Genomic DNA, 18856 nt, shown 5'->3' on the forward strand with positions numbered 1-18856 from the left:
CCCATGGGCCCGGATCAATGGGTGACCCGGGCAACCGACTCCGCCGCGTGGCCGCGCCGATACCGCCGATCCAGGAAGCCATGATCTTCAATAGCCCCTGATCAGGGCGGATGTCCGCGACATCTTCCGGAAACATGAATGATTCGCGGTTATTGCCGCTCTCTGCGGATGGCGAAGATTGCCGCACCGTCGAAGGAGCCGTTCCGGGTCGGCTGTCCGATGTGCCGGAACGGCCGCGCCGCTGCCGTGATCCATGGTGCGGCCAGCGGGCCCGGCCCCGGTGCGGCCGCCCGCCGCGGCCCTGTCGGTGCCCGATGGCACAATCCCGCTCACCGCACGGCGGGGAGGAGATCAACATGGGCTGGCTGGCAGCCGGTGCCGACTACGAGGTGAGCCTCGACGCAGGACGCGTCGTCGCGCGCAACCGTCAGGGCAGGGTGCTGCGCAGCGTGCCCAAGGCCGTCCGCGAGACCGACGTCCACCTTGAGCTGCGGCAGCTGCAGGAGTGGCTGGTCCGCCACGCGACCGCCTGCCGGCAGCAGGTCGAGCAGTGGCTGGTCCGCTCGCTGCCGGTGCCCACCACCCTGATCGCCGAGGTGTGGGCGGACGACGCCTGGCGCGAGCCGCTGTGCGACCTCGTCGTGGTCCCCGTCGACGACGCCGGGCGCTGGGACACCGACCGGGCCGGCCTGCTGCGCGACGCCGACGTGGACAAGGGACTCGGCATCGTCGACCTGGACGGCGAGACCGGACGGCTCACCACCACCCAGGTCGTGCTGCCCCACCCGGTCCGCCTGCCCGACCTGCCCGACCTGCGCGAGTTCGCCGCGGACCTGGGCGTACGGCAGGGGACGCTGCAACTCTTCCGCGAGGTCTGGACCCGCCCCGACGACGCCGACGCCCGCCGCCGCGAGCTGACCCGGTACGCCGCCGCCCGGTACCAGCAGCTGCGGCACCTGCAGGCGAGGGCCACCGCGGCCGGCTACCGGGTCCAGGGCGGCACCGCCACGGTCAAGGTCTGGGAGGACGGGGTGCCGGTGGTCGCCTCGGTGTGGATCGGTGAGGGCGACCCGGCGTGGGAGACCGAGACCGGGGCGCTGGGCTTCACCGACCCGGCGGGCGCGCCGGTGCGGCCCGACGACGTCGGACCGGTCGCCTGGTCGGAAGGGATGCGGATGGCCGCGGCGCTGCACGCCGGCCGGGTCGTCGCCGAGGACGAGGAGCCGAAGTGACCCACGCACTGCTCGAGGCGGGCGCCATCCTGCCCGCAGCGCCCGCCGACGCGGGCAGCGACCTGGTCACCGCCCGGCGGTACGCGCACCCCGCGCTCACCGGCCGGACGGTGGTGCGGCTCACCGGCGCCGCGCTCGGCGAGGCCGAGGACCTGTCGATGGAGTTCCTCGGCTTCACCCGGGCCGGCACCCCGACCCCGGTCGGCACCGCCCTGCGCCGCGCCGTCGGCTTCCCCGCCTGGGCGCTGGTCAACGACCCGGCCAACGGCCGGCACGCGCTCGCCCTGGTCAAGGAGATGAGCCGGCTGGCCCGCACGGCGATGTCCAAGCCCGGCAACGCCCGCGACGGCTACCAGCAGCTCGCCGAGCGGCTCGGCGGCGCCGCGCCGCACTTCCTGCCGACCTTCTGGGAGCAGGCCGGCCGGGCCTTCCTCGTCGCCGACAACGCCCGGATGGCGGGCAGCTGCTTCACCGAGGCGCGGCGGGCCGAGCAGGTGCACGGCCTCCCCGTCGACGAGGAGCGGCTGCGGGAGGTGCACCTCGAGTTCGCCTTCGCCGGCGCGCTGACCGCGAGGATGCTCACCGAGTACGCCCGCGGCGTGTCCACCCGCCGGCCCGCCGTCGAGGCGTACGACCTGGTCCGGACCCTCGCCGTGCGGCGGGTCGCCGGCGGCCTACCGCCGTACGCCACCATGGCCGACGACCTGCGGCGGCTGGCGAAGGCCGCCGGCCTGGACCCGCAGCGGCAGGCCGTCGAGGTGATCACCGAGCTGCTGGCGCTGCCCGCGGTGGCCCGCGCGCAGGAGGGCTTCTGGAAGGCCTACCGCAAGCCGCTGGAGCGGGCCGCGCGCGCCGACGCCGCCGTGCGGGCCCGGCTGCTTGACCTGCTGCCCGAGCCGCCCGGCTGGTCCACCGACCTCACCGAGTTCTGGCTGGACCTGCTGGAGGGCACCGGCGCCCTGGCCGACCTGCTGGCCGGCGCGGCCGGCGCGCCACCCGCGCACCGCTGGCTCACCCGGCTGCTGCTGCTGCGCGAGCGGCGGCACCGGCGGCGCTGCGCCCGGCTGACCGCCACGGTGGAGCGGCTCGCACCGCGGCTGCGCGCCGAGGGCGAGCCGGTTCGGCTCAGCACCCCCGCCGCCCACCGGTGCGACCTGGACGTGCTCGACGCCTGCCGGGCCGGTGGCGTCCCGGTCGCCGTCGAGGCGCAGCACATCAACGTGAGCTGGTGGGCGCACGACGGCAACCCGGGCCGGCGTGACCTCGTCGCGATCGCGGGGGACCCGGCCCTGCGGCCCGCGCTCGCGGCGGCCGCCCTCGACGCCCTCGACACCCTGCACCGGCGCCACGGCGGCACCGGTCCGCTCCCCACCGACGTGGTCACCGGCGTGCTCGGCGTCCCGGGGCTGCGCGACGTGCTCGCCGAGGCGCTGGCCGAGCGGGTCGAGCGGGTCGCCGCGGCCGGCACCGTGTCAGGGCTGGCCGACCTGCGGGACCAGCTGGCCGGGCTCGCCTCGCCGGCCGGGGTGGCGCTCGCCCAGGCGGCGCTGGCCGGCGTCGCCCGGGTGGACGTGGCAGCCGTGCTGGTCCGCACGCTCCGGGCCGGCCTGCTGGTCGAGTTCGGCTGGCCCGCGTACGAGGCTGCCGAGGCGGGGAAGCTGCGGGCCCGCTTCGGCGACGCCTGGCCCCAGCTGGTGGTGCACGACAACCAGGTGGCGCACGTCATCGAGCCGGACGGGTCGAGCACGGAACACCTGTTCCGCTACCCGCCGGCCGACAGCCCGCACGCCCGCACCTCGTACGCCCAGACCGGCTGCCGGCTCGTCGGCGACCAGTTGCTGGTGCACTGGCACGCCGGTCGGGCCCAGGCCGGCTACTGGTCGGCCGATCCGGACACCGTCTTCGAGCTGAGCCAGGGCACCGGGCATGCGTTCCTCGGCCGGCGGCGCTTCCCGCTGCCGCTGCCCGACGGCGCGGTGACCACCGGCTCCCGCCCCTGGTACGCCGGCGACACCCGCCCTCCGGCCGGGAGCTGTCCGGTGGCCACCGACGGCCGGACGTACTGGCGATGCGAGTTCTCCGGTGGCGAATGGCGCTGGCGGGAGTACGACCCGGCGACCGGCGCGACCGGCCGGCACAGCCTGCCCGCCTTCTTCGCCGCGCCGCTGCCCGACGGGGCGACCCTGGTCCCCGACGGCGGCGAGCTGCGGCCCGCGCCGGCCGCGTACGCCGACTCGCCCCTGGGCTCCCGCGACGGCCTGATCGGTTGGCGGCTGGCCACCCTGCCCGACGGCACCCAGCTGGGCGAGGGCATCGACGGCCGCGCGGTCACCTGGCGGCCGGCGAACGCCACCGCCCCGACCCACCACGCCGAGCGGCTGGTCGGCGCGCTCCGGATGCCCGGCGGCGACCTGCTGCCGGTCACCGCGCAGCCACACGGCACCGACGAAGCGCGGTGGACGGTGTGGACCGCCGACGGCCGGCAGCCGCTGGAGCGCGGCGGCCCGTCCCGGTACCTGCCGCCGCTAGGCTGGTGGCACGCGCTGCGCATCCGCGACGAGCCCGGCTCCGCGCGGTTGCGCCGGAGCACCGACGCCGACGCCGCGCGGTTGCTGGCGGTCGAGGACACGCTCACCGGCACCACCGCGCTCACCGAGGCCGCCGCCGCCCGGGTCGCCGCGGTGCTGCCCGAGGTCACCGCGCCGGCACTGCGCTCGGCGCTGGCCGACCTGGTGGTCCGCGCCGTGCGGCTCCGGCGGCGGCTCGGCGAGCTGGCCGCGCTGCTGGCCACCGGTCCCGCCGCACCGGCGACCCCGCCGGACGAGGTCGCCGACGACGAGCTGCGGGACGCCTGGGCGGGGCTGCTCGACGCGGAGGTCTACCGCTACCACTACGGCTCGGCCGGCCGCCGCAGGGAGATCCTGCCGCAGGTCCGGGGGGTCGCCGACATCCTGCGCGGCGGGCCGGCCGACGGGGTGCCGGCCAGCTCGCCCGACTGGCTCGACGCGCTCGGCGGCCCCGGCGCGCTGGCGCTGCGGGCCGCCTCCCCGGTCACCGGGGCCGCCGAGCGGAGCGCCCTGAGCGCCCTGCTGGCCGCCCTCGCCGACCCCGTCCTCGCCGAGGGCAGCGTCCGGACCCTGCTCGTCCGCCAGAGCGAGGCGCCGCCGCGCGACCGGGTCGAGGTCCAGCGCGACGGCGACCAGGTCACCGTGCTCTTCGCCGAGCACGGCTGGATCTGGAACCTCGGCCGGTCCGGTGGCTACCGGCGGCGGGCCGTGCAACTGCGACCCGACGGGCGCTTCACGCCCCCGCCCGGCGTCACCGTGGAGGCGGAGGCCGTCCCGGCCGGCCGGCGGGACGCCGAGCGGATCCACGAGTTCTGCCGCCTCCTCGCCGCGCACGGCCCCGCCCCCTGGCGCCCCGAGCAGGTCGACCGGTTGGTGACCCGGACCGGAATGACCCGGCCCGAGGCGGTCCTGCTCCTCGCCGCCCTGCCCGGGTTCGCCGCCTGGCAGGCCAACTTCCTCACCGCCGAGCAGCGCGGGGTGCTGGGCGTGACCATGGCGCAGGCGAAGGTCGGCCGGGCCGCGCTGCAGCCGCTGACCCTGGCCGAGCGGATCGCCCTGCTCGACGCCGCCCTGCCCGCCGACCCGGCGCTGCTGTGGCGCACCGGGCCGGACGTGGACGCCCTCGCTGACCGGTGGCTGGCGTCGCGCGGCGCCCGGGTCGGCGTCCCGGAACAGCTGCTCACCGAGGCCGCCCGGCTCGTGCCCGGCCGACAGGTGGCCGAGCTGCTGCAGGCCATCGCCGAGCCGCGGCCCGGCAGCTGGCTGACCACCGACGGGGTGAGCGAGGCGCAGGACTGGGGCGCGGTGCGCACGACGGCGACCGAGGGCACCGCGTTCTCCGGGGAGTGGCTGCACACTGCGACGACCGCGCTGCTCTGGCTGGCGTACCGGCTGCCCTGGGGTGACCCGCTGCGGGCCGCGCTGCCCCGCGCGGTGGCGCTGCTGCGCGACCGGCTGCGCAACCCGAAGCTGCTGGTCGGCGCCGCCTGGTTCCGGGACGGCCGGCCGCCGCTCGACGGCTCGGCGCTGGTCGCCGGCCACGCCACCGGGAACCACGTGCTGCACCACCTCGTCCCGGCCCGGCTGGCCGGCCCGGACGACCCGGTGCTCGGCTTCGTCGACGAGGCGACCGCCGACGCGCTGCGGCTGGTGCTCTCGCCGCGGCTCGACACGGTGGTGGCCACCCCGGACGGGGCGACCGGCGAGCACCGCGACCCCCGGGTGGCCGTGCCGGATCTGGTGGACGCGGTGGCCGGGCAGACCGGGCTGAGCCGCGACCACGCCGCCTACTACCTGCAACTGCTCGCCCTGCCCGACCCGACCGACGGCAACGTCCGCAGCTGGAACGGCTGGCGGCCGGCCGCGCTGAAACAGGCCCAGACCGCCCTGGTCGACGCCGGGCTGGTGGTGGCGGCCAAGCGGGAACGGGCCGGTCGGGGCGTGTTCCTCCCCGGCGGCTGGCACCCGGCCCGGCACCCGGACCTGCCGGTGGAGACCTGGAAACGCCCGCTCTACCCGTCCGGGACGGGTCGGCCGGTCGTCGACCGGCCGCTGCCCGAGCTGTTCCGCCACGCCTGGCAGCGGGTCACCGCCGGTGACCCGCCCCGCTACCTCGACCTGCAGGAGCAGCCATGACCGCCCGCCAGATCGACCCGCCCGAGCACCGCTACGCCGACGAGCTGGAGTTCCTGGCCGCCGCCGACCCGGGCCCCCGGCCGGCCGGCTGGCGGCTGACCCCGCGCGCCGTGGTCACCTTCGTGGCCGGCTCCGCCGGCCGGCCGGTGACCGCCCCGGACGGCCGCAGTCGCACCGTCGAGGCCAAGTTCGTCGGCGAGCGCGCCCTGGTGGAGCGGTGCGTGGTGACCCTGGCGGGGGAGCGGGGCCTGCTGCTGGTGGGCGAGCCGGGCACCGCGAAGTCGATGCTCTCCGAGCTGCTCGCCGCCGCCGTCTGCGGCACCAGCGGCCTCGCCGTCCAGGGCACCGCCGGCACCACCGAGGAGCAGCTGCGGTACGGCTGGAACTACGCCCTGCTGCTGGCCAAGGGCCCGTCCCGGGAGTCGCTGGTGCCGTCCCCGGTGCTCACCGCGATGACCGCCGGGGCGATCGCCCGGGTGGAGGAGATCACCCGCTGCCTGCCGGAGGTGCAGGACGCGCTGGTCTCCATCCTCTCCGACCGCCGGCTGGTCCTGCCCGAGCTGGGCGGCGACGAGGACGCCGTCGCGTACGCCGCGCCGGGGTTCGCGCTCATCGCCACGGCGAACCTGCGTGACCGGGGCGTCTCGGAGATGTCGGCCGCCCTCAAGCGGCGGTTCAACTTCGAGGTGGTGCCGCCGATCGCCGACTTCGACGCCGAGGTGGCCCTGGTGTCCCGGCAGGCCCGGGCCGCCGTCGAGCGGGTCGGCGCGGCGTACGCGGTGGACGAGGCGGTGCTGGAGACGCTGGTGACCGCCTTCCGCGACCTGCGGACCGGCAGCACCGTCGAGGGCTGGGAGGTGGAACGGCCGTCGTCGGTGCTGAGCACCGCCGAGGCGGTCGCCGTCGCCGCCTCGATCGGGCTCTCCGCGGCGTACCTGCCCGGGCCCGATCCGCTGTCGCTGCTGCCCGGCCACCTCGTCGGGGTGGTCCGCAAGGACGACCCGGCCGACCAGGCGCGGCTGCTGGCGTACTGGGACGGGGCGTTGCGCCGCCGCGCCGAGGCGGGCGGCCGGATGTGGCGGCAGCTGTGGGAGCACCGGGACGTGCTGCGTGACTGAACGCGTGCCGGTCCGGGAGGAGCCGCGGGCGGCCGTCGCCCGGATCGCCAACGCCGGACGGGCCGTGCTCATCGGCGTACGCCACCACTCGCCGGCCCTGGCCGCCGCCGTCCCCGCCCTGCTGGACGCGGCGGCCCCGGACGCGCTGCTGGTGGAGCTCCCTGAGGAGACGCAACCCTGGCTGGACTGGCTCGCCCATCCGCAGACCACCGCCCCGGTGGCGCTGGCCGCCGCAGCCGGCGACCGGCCGCCCGTGTTCTGGCCGTTCGCCGATTTCTCCCCGGAGCTGGCCGCGCTGCGCTGGGCCCGGCGGCGGGGGGTGCCGGCGTACTGCTGCGACCTGCCGCTGACCGACCCGGCCTGGCGGTGCCGGCCGGACGCCCCGGGAGCAGCCGGCCGGGTCGGCTACGGCGACGCGGTCCGTCCCGGCCTCACCGGCCGGGACGGCGACGACCTGTGGGACCGCTGGGTGGAGGCGGCCGCCCCGGGTTCCCCGCCGGAGGCGGTGCGCCGGGCCGCCCTCGCGGTCGGCTGGGCGCTGCGCGACGACGCCGCGGCGAGCGGCGGGATCCCGGCCCTGGACCTGCGCCGGGAGGCGTGGATGCGGCGGCGCATGGCTGCCACGCCCGGTCGGCTCGCCGTCGTGGTCGGCGCCTTCCACGCCCCCGCGCTGGCCGGCGACGGGATTGGGCCCGACGATCCGGGCGTGGAGCCCCTGGAGCCGGCCGGCCCGGCCCCGGTGGTGTCGCTGGTGCCGTACGCCTTCGAGCTGCTCGACGCGCGTTCCGGCTACCCGGCCGGCATCCGGGACCCGCGCTGGCAGCAGGCGGTGCACGACAGCGGTGGCGACCCCGCAGCCGTGGTGGCGCGGTTGCGCGGGGCGGCCGTGGAGATCACCCGGCAGCTGCGCGAGCAGGGGCACCCCACCGGCCCGGTGGAGGCGGCCGAGATCACCCGGCTCGCCGCCGACCTCGCCCGGTTGCGCGGCCTGCCCGCCCCCGGCCGTGGCGAGCTGGTCGAGGCGGTGCAGACCGTGCTGGCCCAGGGCGAGCCGGTCGGCCGGGGCCGGGCCGTCGCCGCGGCGATGCACCACGTCCTCGTCGGCGACCGGCGCGGCCGGCCCTGCCCACAGACGCCGGTGTGCGGGCTGCGCCCGGCCGTGCTCGACCTGCTCCGCGAGCTGCGCCTGCCGGGCCCGGACGACCCGCCCCGGCAGCTGCGCCTCGACCCGCTGCGCTCTCCGCTGGACCGCCGCCGCGAGACGAGCCTGCGCCGGCTGCGCGCCTGCGGCGTCCCGTACGCGGAGCCGGTCGAGACCGACGCGCCCGGCCTCGACCCGCTGACCACCCGGTGGAGCATCCACTGGACCCCGGGCACCGACGCGGCGCTGGCCGCCGCCGCCCCGCACGGGGTCACCCTCGCCCAGGCGACGGCGGGGCTGCTGGCCCGGGCGCGCGGGCGGGAGGTACGTGCCGGCGGGCCTACCGCCGCCGAGGCGATCGACGGCCTGACCCGGGCCGCCGAGTGCGGGCTGCCCGAGCTGGTCGCCGCCCGCCTCGACGACCTGGGCACCGCGATCACCGCGACCGCCACCCTCGCCGAGTTGAGCACCGCCGTCGCGCTGGTCGGCCGGCTGCGCCGCGGCCACGTACCGGCCCTGCCCGACCCGCCGCCCGGCCTCGACGCGCTGCTGTCCGCGCTGCACACCGCCGCCGTCGCGGCAGTGGCCGGGCTCGCCGGCTCCACCGATCCCGGCGACGCCCGGGCGCTGCTGGCGCTGGCCCGGCACGCCGACGAGACCGGCCACCTGCTGCGGCTGGACCACGCCCTGACCGGGCTCACCCGGGACGGGTCGCCGCTGATGCGGGGCGCGGCCCACGCCGTCCGGGTGGTGCTCGGCGGGGCGGAGCCGGCCACCTTCGGCACGGCGCTGGCCTCCTGGGCCGAGCTGCCCGACGCCGAGTGCACCGGCCGCCTGCGCGGTGCTCTCAGCCTCGCCGGCGCGCTGCTGGCCGCCGGTGGGAGCCTGCTCACCCCGTTGCTGGACACGGTGGACGGTTGGGACGACGAGCGGTTCACCCGGCGGCTGCCCGCGCTGCGCGGCGGCTTCGACGTGCTCAGCCCCGCCGACCGGGACCGGCTGCTGCACACCGTGCGGCAGCGCATCGGCGACGTCGAGCCGACCCTCACGGTGGACGGGGACATCCTCGCCGGTTGGCTGGCCGTCGACCAGGCCGGCCGGGACGCGCTCGCCGCGCTGGGCCTCACCCCGCCCGCGGACCTCCCGCCGCTCGCGCCGGCGGTCACCCGGGCGCCCCCACCCGCGCCACCTCCGCCGGCCTTACCGGCGTCGGCCCCGCCGGCCGCGCCGACCCCACCGGCTTCGCCGGCGTCGGGTCCGCCGGCCGCGCCCGCCGACCTCCCGCCGGTCGGCGGCGACCCCCTCACTCCACGGCTCGACCGGCGGATCTCCGCGCCGCAGCGCTGGCGGCTGCTGCTCGGTCGCCGCGCCGACGACCTGCCGCCGCACGCCCGCCGGCTGGCCACCGCGCTCGACGAGCTGTACGGCGCGGGACGGGGCGAGGGAGCGCACACCGCCGGCTCCGGCGGCGGGCGGGAGCGGGCGTTTCCGCAGGTACGCGACTGGGCCGAGGAGCTGACCGCGCTCTTCGGCCCCGCCGTCCGCGACGAGGTGCTGGCGAGGGCCGCCGAGGCCGGCCGACCCGACGCGCTGCTCAGCGTGCCGCCGGAGCAGGTGCGCCCCTCGGTCGAGCTGCTGCACACCGTCCTGGCACTGGCCGGCGGGCTGCCCGAGGCGCGCCTGCACCGGCTGCGCCCCCTCGTCGCGCACCTGGTGGCCGAGCTGACCGCCGAGCTGGCCCGGCGGATCCGGCCGGCACTGACCGGCATCGGGACGCCCCGGCGGACCCGCCGCCCCGGCGGGCGGCTCGATCTCGGCGGCACGGTGCGGGCCAACCTGCCCACCGCGCACCGCGACCCCGACGGCGCGGTTCGCCTCACCCCGGAGCGGATCGTGTTCCGCAGCCGCGGCCGGCGCAGCGTCGACTGGCGGATCGTCCTGCTCGTCGACGTCTCCGGCTCGATGGAGCCGTCGACCATCTGGGCCGCACTGACCGCCTCCGTGCTCGCTGGCGTGACCAGCCTGCGCACCCACTTCGTCACCTTCTCCACCGAGGTGGTCGACCTCACCGACCGGGTCTCCGACCCGCTGGGCCTGCTGCTGGAGGTACGCGTCGGCGGCGGCACCCATATCGCCAGCGCGCTGCGCTACGCCCGCCAGCTCGTCACCACGCCCGCCCGGACCATGGTGGTGCTGGTCAGCGACTTCGAGGAGGGGTACGGCGTGGCCGGGCTGCTGGCCGCGGTCCGGGCCCTCGCCGACGACGGGGTGGCCCTGCTCGGCTGCGCCAGCCTCGACGACACGGGCCGGCCCCGCTACAGCACGGCCGTCGCCGGACAGCTGGTGTCGGCCGGGATGTCGGTGGCCGCGCTCAGCCCCACCGCGTTGGCCCGCTGGATCGGGGAGCAGGTCCGATGAGCCTGCCCGCCGTCGCGCCCGACGTCGCTGCCGACGCGGTCGCCGCCCTGCCCGGACGGCTGCGCGCGAAACTCGACCAGGCGATCGAGAAGGTTCCGGGCTGGCCGGTGACCACCACCGCCGACGGCGTGCTGGTGACCGTGGACGAGCAGGTCACGGTCACCCTGACCGCGCCGGTCGAGGTCGCTGACCGGGCGGTCTGCAGTTGCCTGCTGGCACCGCGCTGCCTGCACCGCACCGCCGTGCTGGCCGCCGCGCCGGTCCTCGACCCGTCCGCTGAGCCGCCCGCCGTCGCCGACGGTCCGGCGTCCGCTGTCGCCGACGGTCCGGCGTCCGCCGTCATCGATGGATCGGCGTCCGCTGTCGCCGACGGTCCGGCGTCCGCTGTCGCCGATGGATCGGCGTCCGCCGTCGCCGACGGCCCGGCCCCCGGCGTGACGTCGGCTGAGCCGGTCGCGGAGGGACTGGGTCCCGAGCCGGTCGGCGCGGCGGAACTGGCGGCGGTGGAGCTGATGGCCGAGGCCGTCGCGGGGCTGCTGGCGCACGGCCTGCCCGGTGCCGGCGCGGTGCTCCAGGCCGACCTGCTGCGCGCCGTGCACCAGGCCCGCGCCGCCGGGCTGCCCCGGCTCGCGGCGGCCGGGACGCGGATCGTGGCGCAGGTGCGCGCCGCCCGCCGGTCCGCACCGGACTTCCGCCTCGCCGAACTCGCCGACGACGTGCGGGAGGCCCTCCTCGTCTGCCACCTGCTGCGCGGGGGACCCGGGGATCCGGCCGCCGCGCGGGGGGTCGCCCGCCGCGGCTACCACCCGGTCGGCGAGCTGCGTCTGTACGGCCTCTGCGTGGAGCCGCTGCGCACCCGCACCGGGCACGTCGGTGCGGTGACCTACCTGGTCGACGAGCAGGGGACGGTGTGGAGTGTGGCGCAGGCCCGCCCCGGCGGGTGGGACGGGGCCGGCCACCCGGCCAACGCCCCGGTCGACCTCGGTGAGGCCCGGCTGAGCCTGCGGGAACTGGGCCGCTCCGGAATCCTCGCCGCCGACGCGTACGCCTCCGCCGACCGGCGGCTCGGCCACGGCCGGGCGGTCCGCGCGGTGCGCACCGAGGGGCGGGGCTGGTGGGCGGAGCCGGCGGCCGGGCTGTGGCGGAAGCCGCCCGCCGCACAGGCCGCCCGGTGGCTGGCCGCCGGTCAGGCGCCGGTCCACGAGCGTCCGGCCGGACACGACCTGGCGTTCCTCGACGGGGTGCTCGGCGCGGACCGGCGGGGACTGCTGCTGCACGGACCGTGCGGGGCCGGACCGGTGCTGGTCCTCGCCCCGCAGGACGATCCGGTGCTGCCGTACGTGGCGAACCTGCGGGCCCTGGCCGCGCACGCCGCCGGCCGCCCGGTGCGCCTGGTCGGCCGGTTCGCCGGCCCCCGCCGGGTGCACGGCCTCGCGCTGGCCGCCGACTGGCTGCCGCAACGGCACGGCGGCCACGTCGACCTCGGCGTGGACCGGCTGCAACGGGCGGACCTGCCCGGCGCCGGACCGGCCGTCAGCGCGCCGCCGGAGCCGGCCCGACCACCGCTGCACCTGGTCACCCACCAGCTGCGCCGGGTCGTCGCCGCCGGTCGGGCCAGCCTGATCCCGGACCTGGACCGGGACCTGCGCGCGCTGCGCGACGCGCAGCTGCCCACGGCCGCCGCGGCGCTGGCCGCGCTACGCCGGGCCGGGCAGGGCCGTGCGCGGGACGCGTTCGGCCGGCTGGGCGGGGCCGACCCGGCGGCCCTCGCCACGGCCTGGCTGACCGCCGCCTGCTACGCGTCGTCCGCCTCGGCGGCGGCCACCGCGACGGCCTGGCTTTAGCGGTCGCCGCACGATGCCGCCAGGTCCGGCTCGTCCCGCCAGCGCGGCGGGTCGCCGCCCCACCGGGTCGGCGGGGTCGCCCAGGTCCGCGGCCCGTCCGGCAGCGACACCGGCGGCAGCGCGTACCGGAGGTGGCCGGCCGGGGCGTCCCGCTCGGCGCACCAGGCATCCGGCTCGGGTGCCGTGCCGGCGGTCGCCGGGCCGGCCGGCAGTTCGTGGCGCAGCCAGCGGGCGAGACGGGCCAGCGACAGTTCGACGGTCCACGCGCCGCCCGTACCGGCCCGCGCGGCCAGCGCGCGCAGCACGGCCGCCGCCAGCAGGTAACCGGCGCCGTGGTCGAGGGCCTGGGCGGGCAGTGTCCCCGGGCCGCCGTCCGGCCGCCGCTCGACCTCGGCGATCCCGGTGGCCGCCTGGACCAGGCTGTCGAAGCCGCGCCGGTCCGCCCACGGCCCGGCCCGACCCCACGCCGACAGGTACGCGAGCACCAGGTCGGGCCGGTGGCGGCGCAGCGCCTGCGGGGCGAGCCCCCAGCGGTCCAGGGCCCCTGGCCGGTAGCCGGCGACCACCACGTCGGCCTCGGCGAGCAGCGCGTCGAAGCGGTCCCGGTCGGCGGGCCGGGACAGGTCCAGCAGGGTGGAGCGCTTGCCGGCGCCGGTGTCCAGGTGTTGCCCGTCGATCTCGGGCAGGCCGGGCGGGTCGACCCGGAGCACATCCGCGCCGAGCAGCGCCAGGAACCGGGTGGCCACCGGACCGGCGATCACCCGGGTCAGGTCCAGCACCCGGATGCCGGTCGCCGGCCGGCCCGGTGGGGGAGGAGCCCCCGGTCGGGGCGGGGTCGGGGCGTCGCGGGCCACGCGCACCAGCGGCTCGGCCGCGACCGCCGCCGCCTGCGGGTGCTCGTCCCACTGCCGGGGCGTACGCGCCGACACGGCGAGGCCGCCCGCGGCGTACACCCGCTCCTCGACCTCGGCGGCCGGGTGGACGCGGATCCGGTCCGCCACGGCGGCGGCCAGGGCGTCGTCGTCCGGGGCGGCGGGGTCCAGGCCGAGGGCGGTCAGCAGGCGCTGCCGGTGGTGCGGGTAGTTGGCGTGGGTACGGACCCAGCCGTCGGCGGCCGGCCAGAACCGGGACAGCGGGGCGAAGCCGGTGAACGCCCGCCCGTCCAGCCGCAGGTGACGCTCGCTGGTGAAGGCCACCGCCACGGCCCGGCTGTCCACGGTGAGCGGGCCGGACGGGGCCGCACCCCGAGCCCGGGCCAGTTCGAGGCCGGCGAGCCCGGCGGCCGCCACGCAGGCCACCGCCAGGTCGGTGACGGGCAGCCGGGACGGCAGCACGCCCGCCGGGCCGCGCAGGTCCAGCTGCGCGACGTCGGCCGGGTCCCCGCCCAACGCCCGCCACGCCGCGCCGACCGCGTCGGTCCTCGACTGCTCCATCAGCAGATCGTCGCACCGCCGGCGGCCGCCGCGGGCCGGGACCCGACCCAACAGCGGATCGCCGCCCGGCGGGCCGGGCCGCCGGGCCCGGTCGCGCGGTCCCCGGATCCGGGTCAACGCGCTGCCCGGTCCGCGCGGGCCCAGGTCGGCCCGGTCCGCGCGGGCCCAGGTCGGCCCGGTCCGCGGGCCCAGGTCAGCGCGGTCCTGGGGGCCGGATCAGCGGGCCCCGGGACCGGTCAGCCCGGTTTGCGGGTCCGGGTCGGGGTGGGCGTCGGCGGGGGCGTGGCCGGCGGGGAGAGGGTGGCCGGCGGTGGGGTCGGCCGCTCGGTGGGGCTGGGGCTCGGACTGGACGGCTCGGTGCTGGGTGTCGGCCGGGCGCTCGGCGTCGGCGAGGAGGAGGCCGGGGCCGACGGCGGTGGGGCGGTCTCCGTCGCCGCGTCGCCGGGGAAGGCCGGATCCGCGAACCGGTACTTGTCCGGGTCGAGCTTCATGGCGGCGGTGGCCCGCTCCATGAACTGCCGCCAGATCGGTCCGGGACCGGTGGAGCCGTACACCTCGTAGCTGCCGCTGGTGGTCTTCAGCGGCTTGCCGTCGGTGGTGCCGAGCCAGACCGCGGCGGCCAGCGCGCCGGTCCAGCCCACCATCCAGGTGTGCACGTTCTGGGTGGTGCTCTGTCCGGCCTGCCAGGTGCCGGTCTTGCCGGCGGTGTCCCAGCCGTTGTCCAGCTTGGCCGCCCGGACCCGGCGCAGCGTCCAGTCGAGCTGGTTGATCGCCTCCTGGTCGAGCCCCAGGTCGGTCGTCTTCAGCTGCTCGTCCCAGACCTTCTCGTCACCCTTGGTCACCGAGCGGACGAAGTGCGACTCGGCCCGCTTGCCACCGGCGGCGAAGGTGGCCATCCCGTTGGCGTGGTCCTGCACGCTGATGCCGTACTGGCCGATGCCCACCTCGGTGGAGAAGTGCTTCGCCGCCTCCTCGGGCGACTGCTCGCGCAGATCCACCCGCTGCGGCCGCGGGTTGCCGCGCACGGTCTCCCACATCGAGTTGACCCCGGCCCGCTTGGCCATCTCGATGACCTTGGGCACGCCCAGCTTCTCGGTCAGCTCGAAGTAGGTGACGTTCAGCGAGGCGACGGTGGCCTCCCAGAGGGCGCAGTTGGGCTGACAGGCGGCGTGCTCGGCGTTGCGGATCGGCCCGGCCGCGCTGCCCTTGGTCCGGCCCGAGTCCGGGAACTCCTTGGTGTCCGGCGAGTCGAACCGCTGCTTGACCGAGATGCCGTTCTCCACGGCGGCGGCCAGGTCGTACACCTTGAACGACGACCCCGGCGGATGCTGGCCGAAGCCGCGGGCCTGGCCCTTCTCGTCGTAGTACCAGCCGGCGTAGTCGGCGCCGGACCCGCTGTTGCCGCCGTAGTAGCCGAGCACCCGGCCGGTGCCGGGCTCCACCGCCACCAGCGCCGCCTGCCAGTTCTTCGGCTGGCCGCGGACCGCCTCCGGGGCGGTGTCGCGGCGGATGTCGGCGGCCGCCTCGGCGGCGTCCTGGACCCGCTTGTCGATGGTGGTGACGATCCGGTAGCCGCCGTCCCGGATGACCTCGTCGGTCTTGCCCTCGAACGGCTTGGTGCCGCGCAGTTCGGCGAGCACGTGGTTGGCCACCAGGCCGGTGGGCCGGTCCAGCCCGGACTGGCCGGCGTTCTTGTCGACCGGCTTCACCGAGTCCGGGTACGCCAGGTTCGCCGCCTGCTCGGGCGTCAGGTAACCGAGCTTCACCATGCCGTCCCGGATGTAGTTCCACCGGTCGATCGAGTTCTGCTTGGCCAGGGCGTTGCGCGCCGGGTCGTAGCCGGGCGAGCCCTCCGGGTCGTTCGGGTCCGCCTCGGGTTGCTTCACCATGGCGCAGAGCACCATCGCCTCGGCCTGGGTGAGCTGCTGCGCCGGTGGCGCGTCCCGGCGCACCGTCTTGCCGAAGAAGGTCTGCGCGGCCGCCTCGATGCCGTACGCGCCCCGGCCGAACGGGACGGTGTTCAGGTAGAAGCCGAGAATGTCCTGCTTGCTGTACTTGTCGTCCAGCTTCCACGCGATCACCGCCTCGCGCAGCTTCCGGGAGTAGGTGACTCCGCGCAGGTCGGCGGCGACCCGGGCGTACTGCTGGGTGATGGTGGAGGCGCCCTGGCGTTGGCCGCCGGTGAGGTTCGACCAGGCGGCCCGGAGCACGCCACTGAAGTCGACGCCCTTGTTGGTCCAGAAGGTGCGGTCCTCGGCGGCCACGATGGCCTGCTTGGCCGAGTCGTTCATCTGCCCGTACGGGACGATGGTGCGGTTCTCCGCGCCGAGCTTGGCCATCGGCGTCTTCCCGTCCGCGTAGTAGACGGTGGTCGACTCCGGCAGTTTCAGGTCGGTGGGGGTGGGCACGCTGTCGAAGTAGTAGCCGCCGGCCAGCAGGCCGGAGCCGGCCAGCAGGGCGACGACGGCCAGCACGACCAGCAGCCGGCGGCGGCGCCGTGGCCGCCCCGGGGTCCGGGCGGCGGCGCCGTTGGCGTTGTCGTTGTCACCGGTTGGCTGCACCCGCACCCGATACCCTCCCACTACTCGGCCGAATCGTGCCCTTGCTCGGCGCCAGGCTAGCGGAGCAGCCCAGACGCCGTGGCCGCCCACCGTCGCCGGCGGTGCCGTCTGCCGGGCCGTCGGGCGCGGCTCCCGCCCTCGTGGGCACCCGGTCGGGCAGCACCGCGCCGGTGGCGAAACGCCGGGGAAACATTGACACCCACGGGTGGACGGGGCACCCTCGGACGAGTTTCGGGAACGCTCCCACGTTGCCGTTCCCCCGTCCGACCAGGAGCGATGATGGCCCTGACACCTCGGCGCCGGCGGGCCGTGACCGGCCTCGCCGCGCTCGCCGCGACCCTCGTGGCGGCCGTGCCCCTGCCGGCCTCGCCGGCCGGCGCGGCCATCCGCGACGGCGTCACCTTCTACACCCCGCGCCCCGACCACGGGGCCGTCACGCAGATCGCCCGGCTGACCGCCACCGGCCACTTCCGGCAGGCGGCCCGGCTGGCCGAGATGGTCCGGACGCCCCAGGCGGTCTGGGTGACCGGCGGCTCCGGCCACGCGCTCACCCAGTCCGTCAAGGCCGAGGTGTCCCGGGCCGCCGGCAAGAAGACGCTGCCGGTCCTGGTCGCCTACAACATCCCGTTCCGCGACTGCTCGCAGTACTCGGCCGGGGGCGCCGCCTCGGTGGCCGACTACCAGGCGTGGATCGACGCCTTCGCCGCCGGCATCGGCAACCGCGAGGCGGCCGTCCTGCTCGAGCCCGACGGCCTCGGCATCATCCCCTGGTACACCACCATCAACGGCGCGCAGGAGTGGTGCCAGCCGGCGGAGGCGGACCCGGCGACCGCCGCCGCCGACCGGTTCGCGATGCTCAACTACGCAGTGGACGCCCTGGCGGCGCTGCCCCGCACCAGCGTCTACCTCGACGGCACGCACAGCGCCTGGCTGGGCGTCGGCGACATCGCCGACCGGCTGGTCAAGGCCGGCGTGGAGCGGGCCGACGGCTTCTTCCTCAACGTCTCCAACTACGAGACCACCGAGCGGCAGCTGAAGTTCGGCACCTGGATCGCCAAGTGCGTGTACTACGGCACCGCCGGCCCGGAGTGGGCGCGCGGACACTTCGACTGGTGCGCCAGCCAGTACTACCCCGCCGACCCGGCCGACTTCAGCACCTGGGGCCGCACCGACGCCTGGTACGCGGAGAACGTGGGCGACGTCCCGGCCGACCGGCTCGCCCACTTCGTGGTCGACACCAGCCGCAACGGGCAGGGGCCCTGGACGCCCCCGGCGGGAGTGACCTGGCCGGACCCGCAGACCTGGTGCAACCCGCCCGACCGGGGGCTGGGCCTGCGTCCGACCACCGCGACCGGCGAGCCGCTGGCCGACGCGTTCCTCTGGGTGAAGACGCCCGGCCAGTCCGACGGGCAGTGCGACCGGGGCACCGGCACCGGGCACGACCCGGCGCGCGGCGGCATCGCCGACCCGGCGGCCGGGGCCTGGTTCCCCGAGCAGGCGCTGGAACTGGTGACGTACGCGAACCCGCCGCTGCGGTGACCGGCACGCCGGGCCGGCCGCGGGTGCGGCCGGCCCGGCGCCGGGCGTCGCTCAGCGCAGCGCCCACCCGATGGCCCGGCCGTTGTGGGTCCGGGCGGTGCGCCGCCGCGCCGGCCAGCGGGCGTTGCCGCCACCCAACGCGGGAGGCAGCCGCCACAGGGCGTGCAGGGTGGTGTCCCCGGGCACCGGGAACGCGTCCCGGTCGGCGTAACCGAGCCGCCGGTACAGGTCGCGGTCGGCCTCGCTGAGCGCCTCGGCGTACGTCGGCAGGTTCAGCGTGTCCATCCAGTGCTGCGCGCCGGTGACCACGGCCAGCGCGCGCTCGCCGGCGTCCGGTCCGGGCGCGGCCAGCAGCGCCAGGTGGTTGTGCGCCTCGGCCGGGCGCCGTCGGGCCAGCGACCGGTCGAGGTGGAGGAACCGGTCCCGGTCGGCACCGCAGGCCGCGGCGAGCCGGGCGGCGTAGCGGGGCGGTGCGGGCAGCGGACGGTAGCGGTGGAACCAAACGGTGGCCGCCGAGCCGTCGCGGAGCAGGAACGCGTCGCCGAAGAGCAGCGCGTGCTCCACCCAGATCCGGGTCACGGCGGCGAGCACCTGCCGGCGGCGTCCCTGGTCGGGGACCAGCCACGCGGCGAGGGCGGTTGCGGAGACGGTGTCGGTGACGAGGTCGACGATCCGGCCGGTGTCGCACCACCGGGCCCGGACCACGGGCAGGTTGACGTTCATGGGTGACTCCTGGTCACGGGAGAGAAGCGGGTACGTCGCGGGTGCCGGCGGGACGGCAGGCGTCCGGGCCGGCGGGCTCCAGGGGCCGTGGGGCTGGCGGGTACGCGCAGCGGCCGACCCGGTCCGCGCCGCCGCCCGCCGGAG

At 77.3% G+C, this 18856-nt stretch carries 9 protein-coding genes; 6 read left to right on the forward strand and 3 right to left on the reverse strand.

What is annotated here, in order from left to right:
* Positions 1–356 precede the first annotated feature (356 nt).
* The 5 genes from LQ51_RS23935 to LQ51_RS23955 are packed head-to-tail and all read left to right on the forward strand — an operon-like array spanning position 357 to position 12456.
* Positions 357–1232: a DUF4132 domain-containing protein gene (locus LQ51_RS23935; protein WP_046569370.1), complete on the forward strand. Its 876-nt coding sequence runs from the start codon at positions 357–359 to the stop codon at positions 1230–1232.
* Positions 1229–5935, forward strand: coding sequence for a hypothetical protein (locus LQ51_RS31485; RefSeq protein ID WP_052745041.1), 4707 nt, complete (start codon positions 1229–1231; stop codon positions 5933–5935). Before LQ51_RS23935 ends, LQ51_RS31485 begins: the two co-directional genes overlap by 4 nt.
* Entirely contained in the window at positions 5932–7053 is a 1122-nt protein-coding gene (locus LQ51_RS23945; protein WP_046569360.1) for an ATP-binding protein, read from the forward strand. The genes LQ51_RS31485 and LQ51_RS23945 overlap by 4 nt, the downstream gene beginning before the upstream one ends.
* Positions 7046–10612 carry a DUF5682 family protein gene (locus tag LQ51_RS23950; RefSeq protein ID WP_231605855.1) on the forward strand — a complete coding sequence of 1189 codons (3567 nt, stop codon included), beginning with the start codon at positions 7046–7048 and terminating at the stop codon, positions 10610–10612. Before LQ51_RS23945 ends, LQ51_RS23950 begins: the two co-directional genes overlap by 8 nt.
* Positions 10609–12456 carry a hypothetical protein gene (locus LQ51_RS23955; RefSeq protein ID WP_046569363.1) on the forward strand — a complete coding sequence of 616 codons (1848 nt, stop codon included), beginning with the start codon at positions 10609–10611 and terminating at the stop codon, positions 12454–12456. Before LQ51_RS23950 ends, LQ51_RS23955 begins: the two co-directional genes overlap by 4 nt.
* Here LQ51_RS23955 and LQ51_RS23960 read toward each other — a convergent pair.
* Together LQ51_RS23960 and LQ51_RS23965 are read right to left on the reverse strand one after the other, a co-directional pair.
* A complete protein-coding gene (locus LQ51_RS23960) occupies positions 12453–13889 on the reverse strand; it encodes a CoA transferase (RefSeq protein WP_046569374.1) in 1437 nt (478 codons plus the stop codon). The genes LQ51_RS23955 and LQ51_RS23960 overlap by 4 nt on opposite strands.
* A 236-nt stretch (positions 13890–14125) precedes the next feature.
* Positions 14126–16456 (reverse strand): transglycosylase domain-containing protein, encoded by a 2331-nt coding sequence (locus LQ51_RS23965; protein WP_231605856.1) that lies wholly within the window; start codon positions 16454–16456, stop codon positions 14126–14128.
* 273 nt (positions 16457–16729) lie between these two features.
* Between LQ51_RS23965 and LQ51_RS23970 the strand changes: the two genes are divergently transcribed.
* The gene (locus LQ51_RS23970) at positions 16730–17989 is read left to right on the forward strand and encodes a glycoside hydrolase family 6 protein (RefSeq protein WP_046569377.1); all 1260 of its coding nucleotides are present in this window, start codon (positions 16730–16732) and stop codon (positions 17987–17989) included.
* Positions 17990–18040: 51 nt separating this feature from the next.
* On the opposite strand, the gene LQ51_RS23975 is transcribed toward LQ51_RS23970, so the two are convergent.
* A complete protein-coding gene (locus LQ51_RS23975) occupies positions 18041–18712 on the reverse strand; it encodes a hypothetical protein (protein ID WP_046569365.1) in 672 nt (223 codons plus the stop codon).
* Positions 18713–18856: the final 144 nt, after the last annotated feature.

Source organism: Micromonospora sp. HK10, from assembly GCF_000982955.1.
GTDB lineage: Bacteria > Actinomycetota > Actinomycetes > Mycobacteriales > Micromonosporaceae > Micromonospora.